Source organism: Pseudomonas fluorescens (assembly GCF_902497895.1).
Taxonomy (GTDB): Bacteria; Pseudomonadota; Gammaproteobacteria; order Pseudomonadales; family Pseudomonadaceae; genus Aquipseudomonas; species Aquipseudomonas fluorescens_BP.
Map to the genome: position 1 here is coordinate 37,205 of NZ_CABVHQ010000012.1, position 15,546 is coordinate 52,750.

A 15,546-nucleotide genomic window follows, 5' to 3' on the forward strand; every position below is an offset into this window, starting at 1 on the left:
GTTATTCACGGGTTGATCCATCGTGAAGCGCGATGGATCGGAGGGAGGGCATGGGACGCCAGACTTTCGGCGCCGACGAGACCGCCAAGATCGCAGCCTGCGGCAGCTCCTACGGGTTTTTGCGTACACCTGATATTTTTCGCGTGTACTGAATCGGCGTAGGAGCTGCCGCAGGCTGCGATCTTTTGGGGGGCACTCGGTGCTTCAGGGAGCCGGCACCCGCGCCAACAAATGATTCAACAACCGCCGCGCCGACAAGGACAAGGCATCCACATCGCGAACGCAGATGACAAACTCACCATGAGCCCAGTCATCTTCCAGGGGAATCACCTGCAAGTTGAACAACTCGGCATATCGCTCGACCGCCTCCAGGGGAAACACTCCCAGCGCAAGCCCGAACTGGACCAGCCGGTACGCGGCATCGAAGGTTGAAACGTGGGTGCGAAACCGCAGCTCGCGCCCCTCCTGGGCTGCGGTGCGCTGCATGTAGGTGTTCAGGGTGGCGAAGGACGACAACCCCAGATGGTCGTAATCGAGGGTTTCATGAAAGGCGATGCTGCTGCGCCCGGCCAGCGGATGGCTGGCATTGACCACCACCGCCAGATGGTCGGTGCGGAAGGGAATGAACTGCAGATCGCCGACAGCCATGGACTTGCGACAGATCCCCAGGTCCGCATTGCCCTCCAGCACCCCGCGCACCACATCCGGGCTGAAGCGCTCTTCTATATCGACCTGAATGTGTTCGTTGGCCGCCAGAAACTCGGAGAGTTCTTCCGGGAGGAACTCCATGATCGCCGAGATATTGGCCAGGATGCGCACATGCCCACGCCCGCCCTCGGCATATTCGCTCAGTTCGCCCTGGAGTTTTTCCAGGCCACGCATCAATTGCCGGGCATGGCGCAGCAGCGCCTGCCCCGCTGGCGTTGGCACCACGCCGCGCTTGCTGCGCAGCAGCATTGGCGTGCCGACAGTCGCCTCGAGATCGGCGATGCGCTTGCTCACGGCCGAAGGAGCAATGAACTCGCGTTCGCTGGCCTTGGCGATGGTGCCTTCTTCACAGACCGCAATGAACAGCCGCAGTGACACCGGATCGATATGCCACATGCTCATGCCCACCCCTCAAGCCGCAGCGTCGCTCGAACCAGGCGCTGCTCTTCGTTTTCGATTTCCTTGAGGTTCTCGCAAATGCTCTGGATATGGGCGATGGCCGCCTTGCGCGCCTGCTCGGGCAAGCGCCCGGTGACCGCGTTGTAGAGCCGCGCATGCTGGCGGTCGATCTGGCGTTTTTGCGGTTCGCGGTGATAGAGGTTGTTGACCGAGGCGAACACCGAATTGAGCAGCAGGTCGGTCAATGAGCGCAGGGTCTGCACCAGTACCGGATTGTGCGAGGCCTCGCAGATCGCCAGGTGGAAAGCATGATCCAGCCGGGCATGAGCCGAGGCATCGAGCGACTGCGTGTGGGCCTCGACCAGGGCCTGGTAGCTGCGGGTGATCAACACGAAGTCCGCCTCGGTGCCGCGCAAGGCGGCCAGTCGAGCGGACTCGCCTTCCAGCAGGCTGCGCACTTCGAACAGATCGTAGAGGGTGCGTGGCTGTGAGCTGAACAAGTGCATCAAGGGCGACGTCGGGGTGTGCCCCGACAGCTGGGCGACAAACGAGCCCTTGCCCTGCTCGGTCTCGATGATCCCTCTGGCGCGCAGCAACTTGAGGCCCTCGCGCAGCGCGGTACGCGACACCCCGAGCTTTTCCGTCAACCGGCGTTCGGAAGGCAGCAGCTGACCGGTCTTGAGCACCCCGTCGACAATCAAGCGCTCGATACGCTCGCACACCACATCCGCGACTTGCGGGGAACGACCGGATTCACTGCTGCTCATGCCACCTCCAACTGGTATGACCAGTGATATCGCTAAAACCAACTATGTTGATCAAGGCCTTTAAGTATCTGAAATCATTGGGCTTTAATCGAAACTATTAAATTAACCTGAAGAAAAACTGGTTCGACCAGCTCCACAACACATGGACAGTAATTCCCCCGAGGCCAATGATGCAAGTCTGCCGTTCCCATGAACGGGTCTAAAATAGACCTTATAAAAACAACTCAGGGTCATCAGCCACCCATGAACATTCTCTACGACGAACGCGTCGACGGCGCACTGCCTGACGTTGACAAGGGTGCCCTGCTGCAGGCGCTGCAAGAGCGCTTGCCCGATCTGGATATCCTGCACCGCGAGGAGGAACTCAAGCCTTACGAGTGCGACGGTCTGTCCGCCTACCGCACCACGCCAATGCTGGTGGTGCTGCCACGCACTATCGAACAGGTAGAAGGCCTGCTCAAGCTGTGTCATGAGCGCCGGGTACCGGTGGTCGCACGCGGCGCCGGCACCGGGCTTTCCGGTGGTGCGCTGCCGTTGGAGAAAGGCGTGCTGCTGGTAATGGCGCGCTTCAACTGCATTGTGCACATCGACCCCGCCGCCCGCAGCGCCCGCGTGCAACCCGGCGTACGCAACCTGGCGATCTCCCAGGCCGCGGCGCCCTTCGGTTTGTATTACGCGCCGGACCCCTCCTCGCAGATCGCTTGCTCCATTGGCGGCAATGTGGCGGAGAACGCCGGTGGCGTGCACTGCCTGAAGTACGGGCTGACCGTGCATAACCTGCTCAAGGTCGAAATCCTCACGGTCGAAGGCGAACGGTTGACCCTGGGCAGCGACGCCCTGGACTCACCGGGTTTTGATTTGCTGGCGCTGTTCACCGGCTCCGAAGGCATGCTCGGGATCATCACCGAAGTCACGGTCAAACTGCTGCCCAAACCGCAAATCGCCAAAGTGCTGCTGGCCGCCTTCGACTCCGTGGAAAAAGCCGGCCGCGCGGTCGGCGACATCATTGCTGCGGGCATCATTCCCGGTGGCCTGGAGATGATGGACAACCTGGCGATTCGCGCCGCTGAAGACTTCATTCATGCCGGTTACCCGGTCGAAGCCGAGGCCATTCTGCTCTGTGAACTGGATGGGGTCGAAGCGGATGTCCACGACGATTGCGACCGAGTGCGTGCGGTACTTGAAAACGCTGGCGCCACCGAAGTCCGTCAGGCCCGCGACGAAGCCGAACGGGTGCGCTTCTGGGCCGGACGCAAGAACGCCTTTCCGGCGGTGGGACGGCTGTCGCCGGACTACTACTGCATGGACGGCACCATCCCGCGGCGCGAACTCCCCGGGGTGCTCAGAGGCATCGCCGCATTGGCCGCCGAATACAACTTGCGAGTCGCCAACGTGTTTCATGCCGGTGACGGCAACATGCACCCGCTGATTCTGTTCGATGCCAATCAGCCTGGCGAACTGGATCGCACCGAAGCCCTCGGCGGCAAGATCCTCGAACTGTGCGTCAAGGTCGGCGGCAGCATCACCGGCGAGCACGGAGTCGGCCGGGAAAAAATCAACCAGATGTGCGCCCAGTTCAACAGCGATGAGCTGACCCTGTTTCATGCGGTCAAGGCCGCCTTTGACCCCAGCGGTCTGCTCAATCCCGGCAAGAACATTCCGACCCTGCACCGCTGCGCCGAATTCGGCGCCATGCACGTGCACATGGGCAAACTGCCCTTCCCCGAGCTGGAGCGCTTCTGATGGGTGCCGAACAGAATATCGATGGCAGTGCGGCACTGCTGGAGCAGGTCAATCAGGCGTTCGCCAGCGCCACGCCGTTGCTGATCCAGGGCTCCAACAGCAAGGCCTTCCTCGGCCGCCCGGTCGCCGGCGAAATACTCGACACTCGCGGGCATAACGGCATCGTCAGCTACGACCCGACCGAACTGGTGATCACCGCCCGCGCCGGTACCACGCTGAGTGAACTATCCGCCGCGCTGGAAGCCGCCGGGCAGATGCTGCCCTGCGAACCGCCGTCTTTCGGCGAGGGTGCGACCCTCGGCGGCATGGTCGCCGCCGGTTTGTCCGGCCCGCGCCGGCCCTGGTCCGGCTCGGTGCGTGATTTCGTCCTCGGCACCCGGGTGATCACCGGTTTGGGCAAGCACCTGCGCTTCGGCGGCGAGGTGATGAAAAACGTCGCCGGCTACGATCTGTCGCGCTTGCTGGTGGGCAGCTATGGCTGCCTGGGACTGCTGACCGAAGTGTCGCTCAAGGTCCTGCCCAAGCCGCGCCTGTGCGCCAGCTTCTCTCTGGAAATGGACAGCGCCCGGGCCTTGGCCAAGCTTGCCGAATGGGGTCAGCAGCCGCTGCCCATCAGCGCCGCCAGCCATGACGGCGAGCGTCTGCATCTGCGCCTGGAAGGGGGCGAAGGTTCGGTGGCGGCTGCCCATGATCGCCTCGGTGGCGAGCCGCTCGACCCCGGATACTGGAACGAATTGAATGAACAGCGCCTGGGCTTTTTCGACGAAGGCCAGCCGCTGTGGCGTCTGTCAGTGCCCAACAACACCGGTCTGCTCGACCTGCCCGGCGATCAGCTGATCGATTGGGGCGGCGCCCAGCGCTGGTTGAAATCCGACGCCGATGCCAGCGTTATCCGCTCGATCGCCCAAGAGGCCGGCGGCCACGCGACCTGCTACAGCCACGCGCTCATCGACAGCCCGTTTCAGCCGTTGCCCCCGGCGTTGCTGCGCTACCACCGGCAACTCAAGGCGCAACTCGACCCGCAAGGGATCTTCAACCCGGGCCGAATGTACGCGGAGCTCTGAACCATGCAGACCACCTTGAGCGAACAGGCCAAGCGCCTGCCCCGCGCCGAAGAAGCCGAAAGCATTCTGCGCACCTGCGTGCACTGCGGCTTCTGCAATGCCACCTGCCCGACTTATCAACTGCTTGGCGATGAACTGGACGGCCCGCGGGGACGGATCTACCTGATCAAGCAGGTGCTGGAAGGCCATGAGCCGACCGCGAAGACTCAACTGCACCTGGATCGCTGCCTGTCGTGCCGCAACTGTGAAACCACCTGCCCCTCCGGCGTGGACTACCACAACCTGCTGGACATCGGCCGCGCGGTGGTCGACGCCGCCGTGCCGCGCCCTCTCGGCCAGACGCTGCTGCGCGAGAGCCTGCGCGCGGTGGTGCCCAACCCGGGCCTGTTCAAGTCGTTGATCAACACCGGATCAGCCTTTCGCCCGCTGCTGCCCGAGGTACTCCAGGTCAAGTTGCCGCGCACCGTGCACCCGCCCAAGCCGCGGCCAATCACCCGACATGCACGGCAGGTACTGATGCTCGAAGGCTGCGTGCAACCGAGCCTGTCGCCCAATACCAATGCCGCCACGGCGCGAGTCCTCGACCGTCTTGGCATCAGCGTCACACCCATCAGCCAGGCCGGATGCTGCGGCGCCGTGGACTACCACTTGAATGCGCAAAAGGCCGGGCTCGATCGCGCCCGGCGCAACATCGACGCCTGGTGGCCGAGCATCGAAAACGGTGCCGAAGCCATAGTGCAGACAGCCAGTGGTTGTGGCGCTTTCGTCAAGGATTACGGCCATCTGCTGGAACAGGATCCGGCCTATGCGGCCAAGGCCAAGCGGGTCAGCACCCTGGCCAGGGATCTGGTGGAGGTGCTGCGTGACGAGCCACTGGAGCAACTCCAGGTCAACGCGGCAACCCGGATCGCCTTCCATTGCCCCTGCACCCTGCAACACGCGCAAAAGCTCGGCGGTGCGGTGGAAGAGCTGCTGACTCGGCTGGGCTTCAACCTCACCCAGGTGCCCGACAGCCATTTGTGCTGCGGCTCGGCGGGCACCTATTCGCTGACCCAGCCGGAGCTGTCCCGACAGCTGCGCGACAACAAGCTCAACGCCCTGGAAAGCGGCAAACCCGAGGTGATCGTCACCGCCAACATCGGCTGCCAGACCCACCTCGACGGTGCCGGCCGAACCCCTGTCAGGCACTGGATCGAACTGGTCGAAGCTGCCCTGCCTTAATCGAACCCCTGGAGCATCCCCATGAAAACTAAAGCCGTATTGAGCCAGACCGAAGTCAGTCAGATCCTCGCCGCCGCCCGCAGCGAAGCCCAGAACAATCAGTGGGCGGTGACCATCGTCATCGTCGACGACGGCGGCCACCCACTGGCCCTTGAGCGTCTCGATGGCTGCGCAGCGATTGGCGCCTACATCGCCACGGAAAAAGCCCGCACCTCGGCCCTCGGCCGGCGCGAGTCCAAGGGCTACGAAGACATGGTCAACGGTGGCCGCAGCGCCTTTCTTTCGGCACCTCTGCTGACCTCGCTGGAAGGCGGCGTGCCGATCATCGTCGATGGCCAGGTGATCGGCGCGGTCGGGGTGTCCGGGGTCAAGGCCGAGCAGGACGCCCAAGTGGCCAAGGCCGGCGCCCAAGCCCTGAATTGACCGCTTATTCACCAAGCCAGCAGCGCCTTGTGCGCTGAATCGACCACGACTGATGGAGACTCTGTGATGCCCGCTTTCGTCAACTGCCAGCGCCTTAGGGTGGCGGCGACCCTGCAACGCTTCATCGATGATGAAGTCCTCCCAGGTACCGGCCTCGATCAACCAACCTTCTGGAGCGGCTTCGATGCGCTGGTGCATGAGCTGGCTCCGCAAAACCGCGCCTTGCTCGCCGAGCGCGATCGGCTGCAGAGCGAACTGGACACCTGGCACCGTGCTCATCCGGGACCGGTGAGCGACATGCCGGCCTATCGCAGTTTTCTCGACAGCATCGGCTACTTGCAGCCGCAACCCGCTCAAGTGCTGGTCAGCACGGCCAATGTCGATAGCGAAATCAGCAGCCAGGCCGGGCCGCAGCTTGTGGTCCCGGCGGTGAACGCCCGTTATGCGCTGAATGCGGCCAATGCCCGCTGGGGTTCGCTGTATGACGCGTTGTACGGCACCGATGTGCTGTCCAATGAAGGCGGCGCAGCGCCAGGCGCGACTTATAACCCGGTGCGCGGGACGAAAGTCATCGCCTTTGGGCGGGCTTTTCTCGATGAGATCGCGCCTTTGACCACTGGCTCCCATGCCGATGCGAGCAGCTACCGGATTGAGTCCGGCCAGCTGCAAGTGATCCTCAAAGACGCCAGTCAAACCACTCTGCTGCAGCCTGAAAAATATGTCGGCTATCAGGGCCAGGCAGCGCAACCCACTGCCATCCTGCTGAAGAACCATGGCCTGCACGTGGAAATCCAGATCGACCCGGCCAGCACCATCGGCCGTGCCGACAACGCCGGGGTGAAAGACCTGCTGATCGAGGCGGCGCTGTCGACCATCATCGATTGCGAAGACTCGGTCGCCGCGGTCGACGCCGACGACAAAGTGCAGGTGTATCGCAACTGGCTGGGTCTGATGAAGGGTGACCTGAAGGAGGATCTGGAAAAGAACGGCAAAACCATCACTCGCCGCCTCAATCCGGATCGAGAGTACAGCACTGCCGATGGCAGCTCCCTGACGCTGCACGGGCGCTCGCTGCTGTTCATTCGTAACGTGGGCCATCTGATGACCAGCCCGGCGATTCTTGACAGCGAAGGCCTTGAGATTCCGGAGGGCATCCTCGACGGCGTGGTCACCAGCTTGATTGCCGTGCATGACCTCAAGCGTCGCGGCAACTCGCGCAGTGGCAGCGTCTATATCGTCAAACCGAAGATGCATGGCCCTGCCGAAGTGACGTTTGCCGAGCAGCTGTTCAGTCGCATTGAGGACCTGCTGAATCTGCCACGGCACACCCTAAAGATGGGGATCATGGACGAAGAGCGCCGCACCAGCATCAACCTCAAGGCCTGCATCGCCGCCGCCTCGTCGCGGGTGGCCTTTATCAATACCGGTTTCCTCGACCGTACCGGTGACGAGCTGCATAGCGCCATGGAAGCCGGCGCCATGCTGCGCAAGGGCGACATGAAGAACAGCGCCTGGATCCAGGCCTACGAACGCAACAATGTGCTGGTGGGTTTGAACTGCGGCCTGCGCGGCCGGGCGCAGATCGGCAAAGGCATGTGGGCCATGCCCGACCGGATGGCCGACATGCTCGAACAGAAAATCGCCCACCCCAAGGCCGGAGCCAATATTGCCTGGGTGCCGTCGCCCACGGCAGCCACCCTGCACGCCCTGCATTATCACAAGGTCGATGTCCGCGCGGTGCAAGAAGCCCTGGAACAAATCGATCTGGCGGCCGTCAGCGAGGAAATTCTCAACGACCTGCTCACTGTTCCGGTGGCCACTTCGAGCCAATGGTCAGCCGAGGAGATTCGCGAGGAAGTCGAGAACAACGCCCAGGGCCTGCTCGGCTATGTGGTGCGCTGGGTCGAGCAAGGTATCGGCTGCTCCAAGGTGCCGGACATTCATGATGTCGGGCTGATGGAAGACCGCGCGACCCTGCGCATTTCCAGCCAGCACATCGCCAACTGGCTGCGGCATGGGGTGATCGACCAGACACAGACCCTGGAGATCCTGCATCGCATGGCCCGGGTGGTCGATCAGCAGAATGCCGGGGATCCGCTTTACCACCCCATGGCCGCCGACTTCGACGGATCACTGGCCTTTCAAGCGGCCTGCGCGCTGGTGTTCCAGGGTTGTGAACAACCCAATGGCTACACCGAGCCGATGCTGCACAAGTTCCGGGCGGCGTTCAAGGGGGCTCGGCGCTGAGACAGTTGAGAGCATCAAGCACCGCTAAAAGATCGCAGCCTGCGGCAGCTCCTACGCCGACCGAGTACACCCGCGAGGTTGGGGGTGTACGCAATCCCTGTAGGAGCTGCCGCAGGCTGCGATCTTTTGCCGATCTGACATGCACCGAAAATCTCGGGTTTACCGCGTCATCGTTCATCGCGAGCAGGCTCGCGATGAGGCCCTCGCAGGCAACACATTTCCTGGCGAACGCATCTGGACATATAGACAGCCACGCCCAAGGGTGAAATACCGTGCCTAAGCCGAGTATGCTGTGACGACGCCACTACCCTGGATATGCAAGACTGGCCATGAAGTCTGACGCTCAATCCCCATCAAGGCACCGGATGACCACCAGCACCCCGCCCTGGCTGCAACCGGGCGACCGTGTCGTATTGTTCGACGGTGTCTGCAAGTTATGCAACGGCTCGGCGCGATTCCTGATCCGGCATGACCGCCACAGGATGATCAAGCTGGCGTCCATGCAATCGGTCGAAGGACAAGCCCTGCTGGCCTGGTTCTGCTTGCCGACCGAGCGTTTCGAGAGCATGGCCTTCATTGAAAACAACCAACTGTATGTGCGCTCCGAGGCGTTTGTGCGGGTCATGAAGCATCTGCCCCAACCCTGGCCTCTGCTGAGCGTGATCAGCATCATTCCCAAAGCGATCAGAGACTGGTGCTACGACCGTATCGCGCAGAATCGTTACCGGCTGTTCGGACGCTACCCTGTTTGCCAGTTGCCCAGCCCGGATCATAAAGGACGTTTCCTGGATGATCGGGACTGAAGCGGTATCCAGGAGAGCAGCGCCCCCACATAAATCGCCGAGCTCATTACAACCTTGAGCTTGGCGGCCTATCAACCTCAGGTATTGTTCAGTGCTGATTCTCAAACTGTTGGTGGTCCCTGGATTTTTATTGCTGGTTTCCCTGGCCGGCAGACGCTGGGGGCCCAGCGTTGGCGGATGGCTGGCGGGGTTCCCGGTGGTGGTCGGGCCGATTCTGTTTTTCCTCGCCATCGAACAAGGTCAAGTGTTCGCCGCCCAGGCCTCGGTTGCGGCACTCCTGGCGGTGTTTGCGATGATCGCGTTCAGCATCGTCTACGCCCAGGTCGCGCAAAAGCTGGCATGGCCCTGGGCATTGTCGATCGCCGTGGCGGTCTGGGCCGTGGCGGCCGCGGTACTCTCGTGGGTCCCCTCTTCCATCGTGTTCTCGATCCTCTTTGCGGCCACCGCGCTGCTCGCCGCGCCACACTTGTTTCCAGCCGTGCAACCGCTGGCGGTAGCGCCTGCGCCCAAGTCCGACAAACTTTTCTATCGCATGCTCGCCGGCGCGCTGCTGACGCTGGCGGTGACCACGCTGGCCAGCACCGTGGGCGAACGCTGGAGCGGGTTTCTCGCGGTGTTCCCGGTGCTCGGCAGCGTACTGGCGGTGTTCTCCCATCAAAGCCGCGGCCCGGCGTTTACCGCCGCGTTGCTCAGAGCCACGGCTACCGGTTTGTATTCGTTCGCGGCGTTTTGCCTGGTGCTGGCGCTGGCATTGCCGAAGTTGGGATTGCTGGCCTTTGTGCTGGCAGTCACGGTTTCATTGCTGGTGTTGGCTGGCAGCAAGCACCGGGTGGCCCGACATTCGAAAAACGCCTACACCACAGCCACTGGCCGACAGCCGAGACCTTGAGGAATGATGCCAGCGACCACCGCCAATGGAGAGGCACCGCCGTTCGGAACATCGCGCTGGAGTGAGTCACCACGACCATGGGATGATCGCGCCCCCCGCGTGATCACCCCTGGAGAGTTTGAATGTCATTGTTTGGGAAAAAAGCCGCTGCCTTGTTCTTCGCAGCGATTACCAGCTTCGGCGCCATAAGCGCCCATGGGGCCACCCAGCCAGCGGCAAATACCTCGACCGCACAAGAAATCTTCGCCCTGGGCGGCAAATTCGCCTTCAACCTGCCTGAGGGCTTCGAGGCCAACCCGTTGCCCCCTGGCGACTCGGCCAGCGGCACTGCCGGGGCGATGGGGACCATGTACACCAACCCAACCAGCAAGACCGTGGTCATGGTCGCCGAAACCCTGCGCACCGATGGTGTGCAAATCAAAGACAACGACAGCCAGTTCCTCGATAGCGCAGTGGAAAGTTTCCTGGAGAAACAAGACACGACCTTGCCCGACTTCAAGAAAACCGGCGAAAACAAACTGACCATCAAAGGCCTTGGCCTGCGCCAGGTCGACAGCACCGCGACCATGGGCGGCGGCAAAACCCTGGGCACTACGTTACTGGCCGGCTCAGGCATTCGCATCCTGGTGATCCAGATCATCTCCCGTGCCGATAATCCCACTGGGCATGCGGCACTGGTCAGGCAGATTACCGGCGGAAAATAACCAGGCGCGCAGTGGCTGACAGCGCTTTTTATTTACTGATTGATGCGCTGCAACCAGCTGTTCAGATCCTGCATCTCAGTAGCATTGATGCTGTGACCCATTCCCGGATAGGCATGGAACTCAGGCTTCAGGGACAGGCTTTTCAGCAGGCTGTCGGCATCGCTGCCATCGCTGTAGGGAAGCAGCCGATCGGCCGTGCCGTGGCCGATAAAAATCGCCAGGGATTCGAGTTTTTTGTCGGGTTTGAGCTGAGACTGCAACACGGGTAAAACCCGGCCACTCAACGCCGCGATCCCGCGCACCAGCTGTGGATGGCGCAGGCCCACCTCGTAGGACATCATTGCCCCCTGGCTGAAACCCAGCAGAAAAACCTTGTCGCTTTGGGTGTGATATTTCGCGGTGGCCTGGGCGATGAAGTCGACGAGCAGCCTGGCACTGCTGCTCAGGTCATCGGTCTCGCCGTCGTATGCCCCCTCGCCTTTCTTGTGAAACCACTGATAACTGTCGGCATCCAGTGCCTGCGGCGCGCGTACGGAAACCACCGTGTACCCGGCTGGCAGCTCATCCTTGATGCCGAACAGATCCTCCTCATTGCTGCCATAACCATGCAGCACAATCACCAGCGGCTGGTTGCGTGAGTCAGGGTCGGCCTGCTCCAGATACTGCAGTGGCAGATCGGTTTGCAGCGCGGTTTGCGGGTGTGCGGCGGTGGATACCAACAGCAGCGCCATGGCCAAAAACTTCAACATAGTCCTTCCTTTACTGCACAGCGGGTTCGCGCCAGAGCCTAGCACTGTGAGGCGGGATCACGAAGGTTCTTCAACTGGACACTGTGGGAGCGGGCTTGAACCCCGTAGCAGCTGCCGAAGGCTGCGTTCAGGCCGGGGTCGCGCTCGACCGCAGCAGTCGCAAATCCTGCTTGCACGGATTGTCTGGAATACCGCAGTGCCTGATTTTACGACCGCTTCGCGGCCGAACGCAGCCTTCGGCAGCTGCTACGGACCGCGTGACCGGCATTGGGGCTTGCCCGCGATTACTCGCCGTACACGTCGAACTTGAAGTACTTGTCTTGCACTTGCTTGTACTTGCCGTTGGCGCGGATTTCGGTGATGGCGGTGTTGAATTTCTCCGCCAGCTCCTTATCGCCTTTGCGCACGGCGATGCCGGCGCCGCCACCGAAGTACTTCGGATCGTTGGATTCCGGGCCAACGAAAGCGAAGCCTTTACCAGCGTCGGTTTTCAGGAACCCGTCATCGAGGTTGACCGCGTCGGCCAGCAGCGCATCGAGACGACCGGAGACCATGTCCAGGTTGGCTTCCTGCTGAGAGCCATAGCGCACCAGGATGACACCGGCCGGCTGCAGCACTTCAGTGGCAAAGCGGTCGTGGGTACTGGCCCGCAGCACGCCGACTTTCTTGCCCTTGAGTTCGGTCAACGGGTCCTTGATATCGGTGCCGGCCTTCATCACGAAGCGCGCCGGAGTGTGATAGTACTTGATGGTGAAATCGACGTTCTTCTTGCGGTCGTCGGTGATGGTCATGGACGACAGGATCGCGTCGATTTTCTTGACCTTGAGCGCCGGGATCAGGCCATCGAACTCCTGCTCGACCCAGGTGCACTTGGCTTTCATCTGCTCACACAGCGCGTCGCCGATGTCCACGTCGAAGCCGGTGAGTTTGCCGTCGGGGGTTTTCATCGAGAATGGCGGGTAACCGGCTTCAATACCGATGCGGATCGGTTTGGCATCCTCGGCCACGGCGGACAGGGACAATACGGACAGTGCCAGGGCACCGAACATTGCTGATTTCTTCATCTGTAGCTCCTGGAGGCGGAGATTCTTGTTTGGCAGATAATTCGATTGGCAGAAATCGAAGTGACCGGCAGTCTAGAGAGACGCAACAGCAGCCAATTGTGTCGATGCGACATTTAGTTATAAAGAAATCACGATCATGTCACAGACTGAAACAGAGGAATCGCAGTGTCGAACAATCCGACTTCGCTGAGCCTGATCCAGCACCATCCTGCCGAAGGACCGGGCGCCATCGGCCACTGGGCCAAGGCCCGGGGGGTAACCCTGAAGGTCTTTCGCGCCGACCTTGGCGAACTGCCAGCTGTCGGCGGCGCGCCGGTGATCATTCTGGGCGGGCCGTACGAAGCCAACGCCGGGCCGGATTGGCTGGGGGAGGAACGTCGCTGGTTGGCAGCTTGCCTGGCTCAGGACGCGCCGGTATTTGCGATCTGCCTGGGTGCGCAATTGCTGGCGCGGGCTCTGGGCGGGGATGTGCGGCGTATGGCCGAGACCGAGACCGGCTGGACCGAGGTGAGCTTTGCCGATGGCCGTTTATTGAAGGTGCTGGAATGGCACGAGGATGCGATCGAGCTGCCGCCGGATGCGCGGTTATTGGCCAGCAGTGCCCGCTGCGAGCAGCAGATGTACTCGGTCGGCCCGACGCGAGTCGGTCTGCAGTTTCATCCGGAGTGGAACGCTGAGTCGGTGGCGCAACTCAATGCGCACTTTGCCGAGGAGTCCCCCCTGCCCCGGGATCAGGATGACAGCGTCGCCCATGGGCAAGTCTTTGACTGGCTGCAAGGGACGCTGGATGAGTGGTGGGCGGTGCAGAGGGTTGCCGGTTAATCAGCGGCTATGCGGCGCGGCCGAAAAGATCGCTGCCTGCGGCAGCTCCTACGCCGACCGTGTCCATCCGTAACTGCGGTGTACGCCAATCCCCTGTAGGAGCTGCCGCAGGCTGCGATCTTTTGATCTTGATCTTCGACGGTCTTTAAAATCGCTTTTTCGACTATCAACATTCACAACCGATAACTGCACTCACCGGCCGTTCGACTACCCGACGGTATTCGGTTTGCCGCCGTCGGTGTATCGGGAGCGGTTTGGGGGTGGGGTCAAGGTTGGGTAATGGGGAGTGTTTGAGGGCCCATCGCGAGCAAGCTCGCTCCCACAGGTACTGCGCAAATCCCTTGTGGGAGCGAGCTTGCTCGCGATGAGGCCAGGACAGACAACGTGGCTTCCTGCTCGATGCTCAATCCCCAGGCTTTCGCAACAAATAGGTATCCATGATCCAGCCATTGGCCAGCCGTGCCGCTTTGCGCACCCGCTCGATCTCGTCGGCCACATCCTTGAGCTTGCCGGCGATCAGGATTTCATCCGGTGTGCCCAGGTAAGCCCCCCAGTAGATATCCAGATCCTGGTCGGCCACCCGCTGATAGGAATCCTCGGCATCGAGCATCACCACCAGGCTGTCGGCGTCGCTGACCAGCCCGGCCGCGAGCCTGCGCCCGGTGGTGATTTCCACCGAGCGACCGATGCTGTTCAATGGCACTTTATGTTGTGCCGCCAGCGCCTGGACACTGGTGATGCCAGGGATGACCTCGAAGTCGAAGGTGCAGCGGCCACCAGCCAGGATCGTCTGGAGAATGCGGATGGTGCTGTCGTACAACGCCGGGTCGCCCCACACCAGAAACGCCGCACATTCGTCGTCGGCCATTTCGTCGTTGATCAGCCGTTCGAAGGTCTGCTGCTTGTCGCGGTTCAGATCATGCACGCTCGCGGTGTAGTCCACTTCGCCACGCACTCGCTCGGGGCTGTGGGCCTCGACAAAACGGTAGTCGCGCCCGGTGATATAGCGCTCGCAGATGTCATGCCGCAGGTCGGTGAGCTTGTCCTTGCTGCGGCCTTTATCCATGATAAAAAACACGTCGACCCGATTCAGCGCGTTGACCGCCTGCATCGTGATGTATTCAGGGTTACCGGCACCGATGCCGATGATCAGGATTTTCTTCATGGGGTCATGGTCTCCGTGGCTGAGCGGTGTTCCTGCAACCGCAGGCGCCAGCGTCCGTTGAAGCGCAATTCGGTGGCCGACAACGGCTCGACATCGATCACATTGAAGGCCGCAGGCGGGCACTGCATGACGTGCATGATCGCTGCCCGGATAACGAACGGGTGAGTAATCGCAAGGAAGTGTCCGGGGGTACTGCGCAACGTCTCCAGCCAATCCGCCACTCGCGCGCAAAGTTGTTCGATCGACTCGCCGCCGTGGGGCGCGCAACGGCTGTCGGTCAACCAGGCTTGAAGTGCCTCGGGTTCATGTTTTTGCAGGTCATCGATGGGCACGCCCTGCCAACGGCCCATGGCGCAATCCGCCAGCGCGGGGACGATCTGCATCTGCGCGCCGAACAGCTCGGCGGTTTGCCGGGCCCGAGCCTCAGGCGCACTGAGCAATTGCGGTGGTCGTTTGAAGTCGCCGGCCCGAGAGCCCCGCGCCACTTGCCAATCCATTTCGAGCGACTCGTCTAGGGCAAAACGCGCCAGCTTCCGGGCATCGGTGCGAGCATGGCAGATCAGGGTCAAACGGGTGGCTTGCACGGTAAAACACTCAGATTATGGCAATCGCTGGATTTGTATCATGTTTCGAGGAAAGCTTCAGGGTTCTCCACATACCAGGAGAGCAGTCTTTTGCAGAATGAAGTTCGGAAGAAACTTCGTTTGTCAGCGTCCCTTGCCCCGGACAGAATCGGCCAACGAAAAACCCTTTGAACCCACGATTTTCATTGCGCCAG

15 protein-coding genes are annotated in these 15,546 nt (G+C 61.6%); 9 read left to right on the forward strand and 6 right to left on the reverse strand.

The genetic code is table 11. The features are described 5' to 3' along the window. Positions 1 to 204: 204 nt before the first annotated feature. A complete protein-coding gene (locus F8N21_RS08595; protein WP_150641771.1) occupies positions 205 to 1,104 on the reverse strand; it encodes a LysR substrate-binding domain-containing protein in 900 nt (299 codons plus the stop codon). A 2-nt stretch (positions 1,105 to 1,106) separates the two neighbouring features. After that, positions 1,107 to 1,874, reverse strand: a complete 768-nt coding sequence (glcC, locus tag F8N21_RS08600) for a transcriptional regulator GlcC (protein WP_150641710.1) — start codon at positions 1,872 to 1,874, stop codon at positions 1,107 to 1,109. 243 nt (positions 1,875 to 2,117) lie between these two features. Here glcC and glcD point away from each other — a divergent pair, with 243 nt between their 5' ends. The 8 genes from glcD to F8N21_RS08640 all read left to right on the forward strand — a co-directional run bounded on the left by glcD (position 2,118) and on the right by F8N21_RS08640 (position 10,968). After that, on the forward strand, positions 2,118 to 3,617 hold the full coding sequence (gene glcD, locus F8N21_RS08605; protein ID WP_150641711.1) for a glycolate oxidase subunit GlcD: 1,500 nt from the start codon (positions 2,118 to 2,120) through the stop codon (positions 3,615 to 3,617). Beyond that, positions 3,617 to 4,681, forward strand: a complete 1,065-nt coding sequence (glcE, locus tag F8N21_RS08610; protein ID WP_150641712.1) for a glycolate oxidase subunit GlcE — start codon at positions 3,617 to 3,619, stop codon at positions 4,679 to 4,681. The genes glcD and glcE overlap by 1 nt, the downstream gene beginning before the upstream one ends. A gap of 3 nt (positions 4,682 to 4,684) precedes the next feature. Next, positions 4,685 to 5,902 carry a glycolate oxidase subunit GlcF gene (glcF, locus tag F8N21_RS08615; RefSeq protein ID WP_150641713.1) on the forward strand — a complete coding sequence of 406 codons (1,218 nt, stop codon included), beginning with the start codon at positions 4,685 to 4,687 and terminating at the stop codon, positions 5,900 to 5,902. A gap of 21 nt (positions 5,903 to 5,923) precedes the next feature. Then, a complete protein-coding gene (locus tag F8N21_RS08620; protein ID WP_150641714.1) occupies positions 5,924 to 6,325 on the forward strand; it encodes a heme-binding protein in 402 nt (133 codons plus the stop codon). Between the two features lie 66 nt (positions 6,326 to 6,391). After that, positions 6,392 to 8,572 carry a malate synthase G gene (locus tag F8N21_RS08625; protein ID WP_150641715.1) on the forward strand — a complete coding sequence of 727 codons (2,181 nt, stop codon included), beginning with the start codon at positions 6,392 to 6,394 and terminating at the stop codon, positions 8,570 to 8,572. A gap of 365 nt (positions 8,573 to 8,937) precedes the next feature. Then, on the forward strand, positions 8,938 to 9,375 hold the full coding sequence (locus F8N21_RS08630; RefSeq protein ID WP_150641716.1) for a thiol-disulfide oxidoreductase DCC family protein: 438 nt from the start codon (positions 8,938 to 8,940) through the stop codon (positions 9,373 to 9,375). Between the two features lie 91 nt (positions 9,376 to 9,466). After that, positions 9,467 to 10,264 (forward strand): hypothetical protein, encoded by a 798-nt coding sequence (locus tag F8N21_RS08635; RefSeq protein ID WP_150641717.1) that lies wholly within the window; start codon positions 9,467 to 9,469, stop codon positions 10,262 to 10,264. 122 nt (positions 10,265 to 10,386) lie between these two features. Continuing rightward, the gene (locus tag F8N21_RS08640; protein ID WP_150641718.1) at positions 10,387 to 10,968 is read left to right on the forward strand and encodes a hypothetical protein; all 582 of its coding nucleotides are present in this window, start codon (positions 10,387 to 10,389) and stop codon (positions 10,966 to 10,968) included. Between the two features lie 32 nt (positions 10,969 to 11,000). Here F8N21_RS08640 and F8N21_RS08645 read toward each other — a convergent pair whose 3' ends face one another. Together F8N21_RS08645 and F8N21_RS08650 are read right to left on the reverse strand one after the other, a co-directional pair. Continuing rightward, positions 11,001 to 11,717, reverse strand: a complete 717-nt coding sequence (locus tag F8N21_RS08645; protein ID WP_150641719.1) for an alpha/beta hydrolase — start codon at positions 11,715 to 11,717, stop codon at positions 11,001 to 11,003. A 284-nt stretch (positions 11,718 to 12,001) separates the two neighbouring features. Then, positions 12,002 to 12,781 (reverse strand): ABC transporter substrate-binding protein, encoded by a 780-nt coding sequence (locus tag F8N21_RS08650; protein WP_150641720.1) that lies wholly within the window; start codon positions 12,779 to 12,781, stop codon positions 12,002 to 12,004. Positions 12,782 to 12,946: 165 nt separating this feature from the next. On the opposite strand from F8N21_RS08650, the gene F8N21_RS08655 reads away from it, so the two are divergent. After that, the gene (locus F8N21_RS08655) at positions 12,947 to 13,603 is read left to right on the forward strand and encodes a type 1 glutamine amidotransferase (RefSeq protein ID WP_150641721.1); all 657 of its coding nucleotides are present in this window, start codon (positions 12,947 to 12,949) and stop codon (positions 13,601 to 13,603) included. Positions 13,604 to 14,006: 403 nt separating this feature from the next. Here F8N21_RS08655 and cobF read toward each other — a convergent pair whose 3' ends face one another. After that, complete coding sequence (cobF, locus tag F8N21_RS08660) at positions 14,007 to 14,768, reverse strand: precorrin-6A synthase (deacetylating) (RefSeq protein ID WP_150641722.1); 762 nt, start codon at positions 14,766 to 14,768, stop codon at positions 14,007 to 14,009. Further along, the gene (locus F8N21_RS08665) at positions 14,765 to 15,352 is read right to left on the reverse strand and encodes a histidine phosphatase family protein (protein ID WP_150641723.1); all 588 of its coding nucleotides are present in this window, start codon (positions 15,350 to 15,352) and stop codon (positions 14,765 to 14,767) included. The genes cobF and F8N21_RS08665 overlap by 4 nt, the downstream gene beginning before the upstream one ends. Between the last annotated feature and the right edge of the window lie 194 nt (positions 15,353 to 15,546).

Bases quoted from the DNA above. Each gene is read 5' to 3' on its own strand.
- glcD (WP_150641711.1), top strand. From the start codon at position 2,118: ATGAACATTCTCTACGACGAACGCGTCGACGGCGCACTGCCTGACGTT.
- glcF (WP_150641713.1), top strand. From the start codon at position 4,685: ATGCAGACCACCTTGAGCGAACAGGCCAAGCGCCTGCCCCGCGCCGAA.
- F8N21_RS08650 (WP_150641720.1), bottom strand. From the start codon at position 12,781: ATGAAGAAATCAGCAATGTTCGGTGCCCTGGCACTGTCCGTATTGTCC.
- F8N21_RS08630 (WP_150641716.1), top strand. From the start codon at position 8,938: ATGACCACCAGCACCCCGCCCTGGCTGCAACCGGGCGACCGTGTCGTA.
- cobF (WP_150641722.1), bottom strand. From the start codon at position 14,768: ATGAAGAAAATCCTGATCATCGGCATCGGTGCCGGTAACCCTGAATAC.
- F8N21_RS08640 (WP_150641718.1), top strand. From the start codon at position 10,387: ATGTCATTGTTTGGGAAAAAAGCCGCTGCCTTGTTCTTCGCAGCGATT.
- F8N21_RS08645 (WP_150641719.1), bottom strand. From the start codon at position 11,717: ATGTTGAAGTTTTTGGCCATGGCGCTGCTGTTGGTATCCACCGCCGCA.
- F8N21_RS08620 (WP_150641714.1), top strand. From the start codon at position 5,924: ATGAAAACTAAAGCCGTATTGAGCCAGACCGAAGTCAGTCAGATCCTC.
- glcE (WP_150641712.1), top strand. From the start codon at position 3,617: ATGGGTGCCGAACAGAATATCGATGGCAGTGCGGCACTGCTGGAGCAG.
- F8N21_RS08625 (WP_150641715.1), top strand. From the start codon at position 6,392: ATGCCCGCTTTCGTCAACTGCCAGCGCCTTAGGGTGGCGGCGACCCTG.
- glcC (WP_150641710.1), bottom strand. From the start codon at position 1,874: ATGAGCAGCAGTGAATCCGGTCGTTCCCCGCAAGTCGCGGATGTGGTG.
- F8N21_RS08595 (WP_150641771.1), bottom strand. From the start codon at position 1,104: ATGTGGCATATCGATCCGGTGTCACTGCGGCTGTTCATTGCGGTCTGT.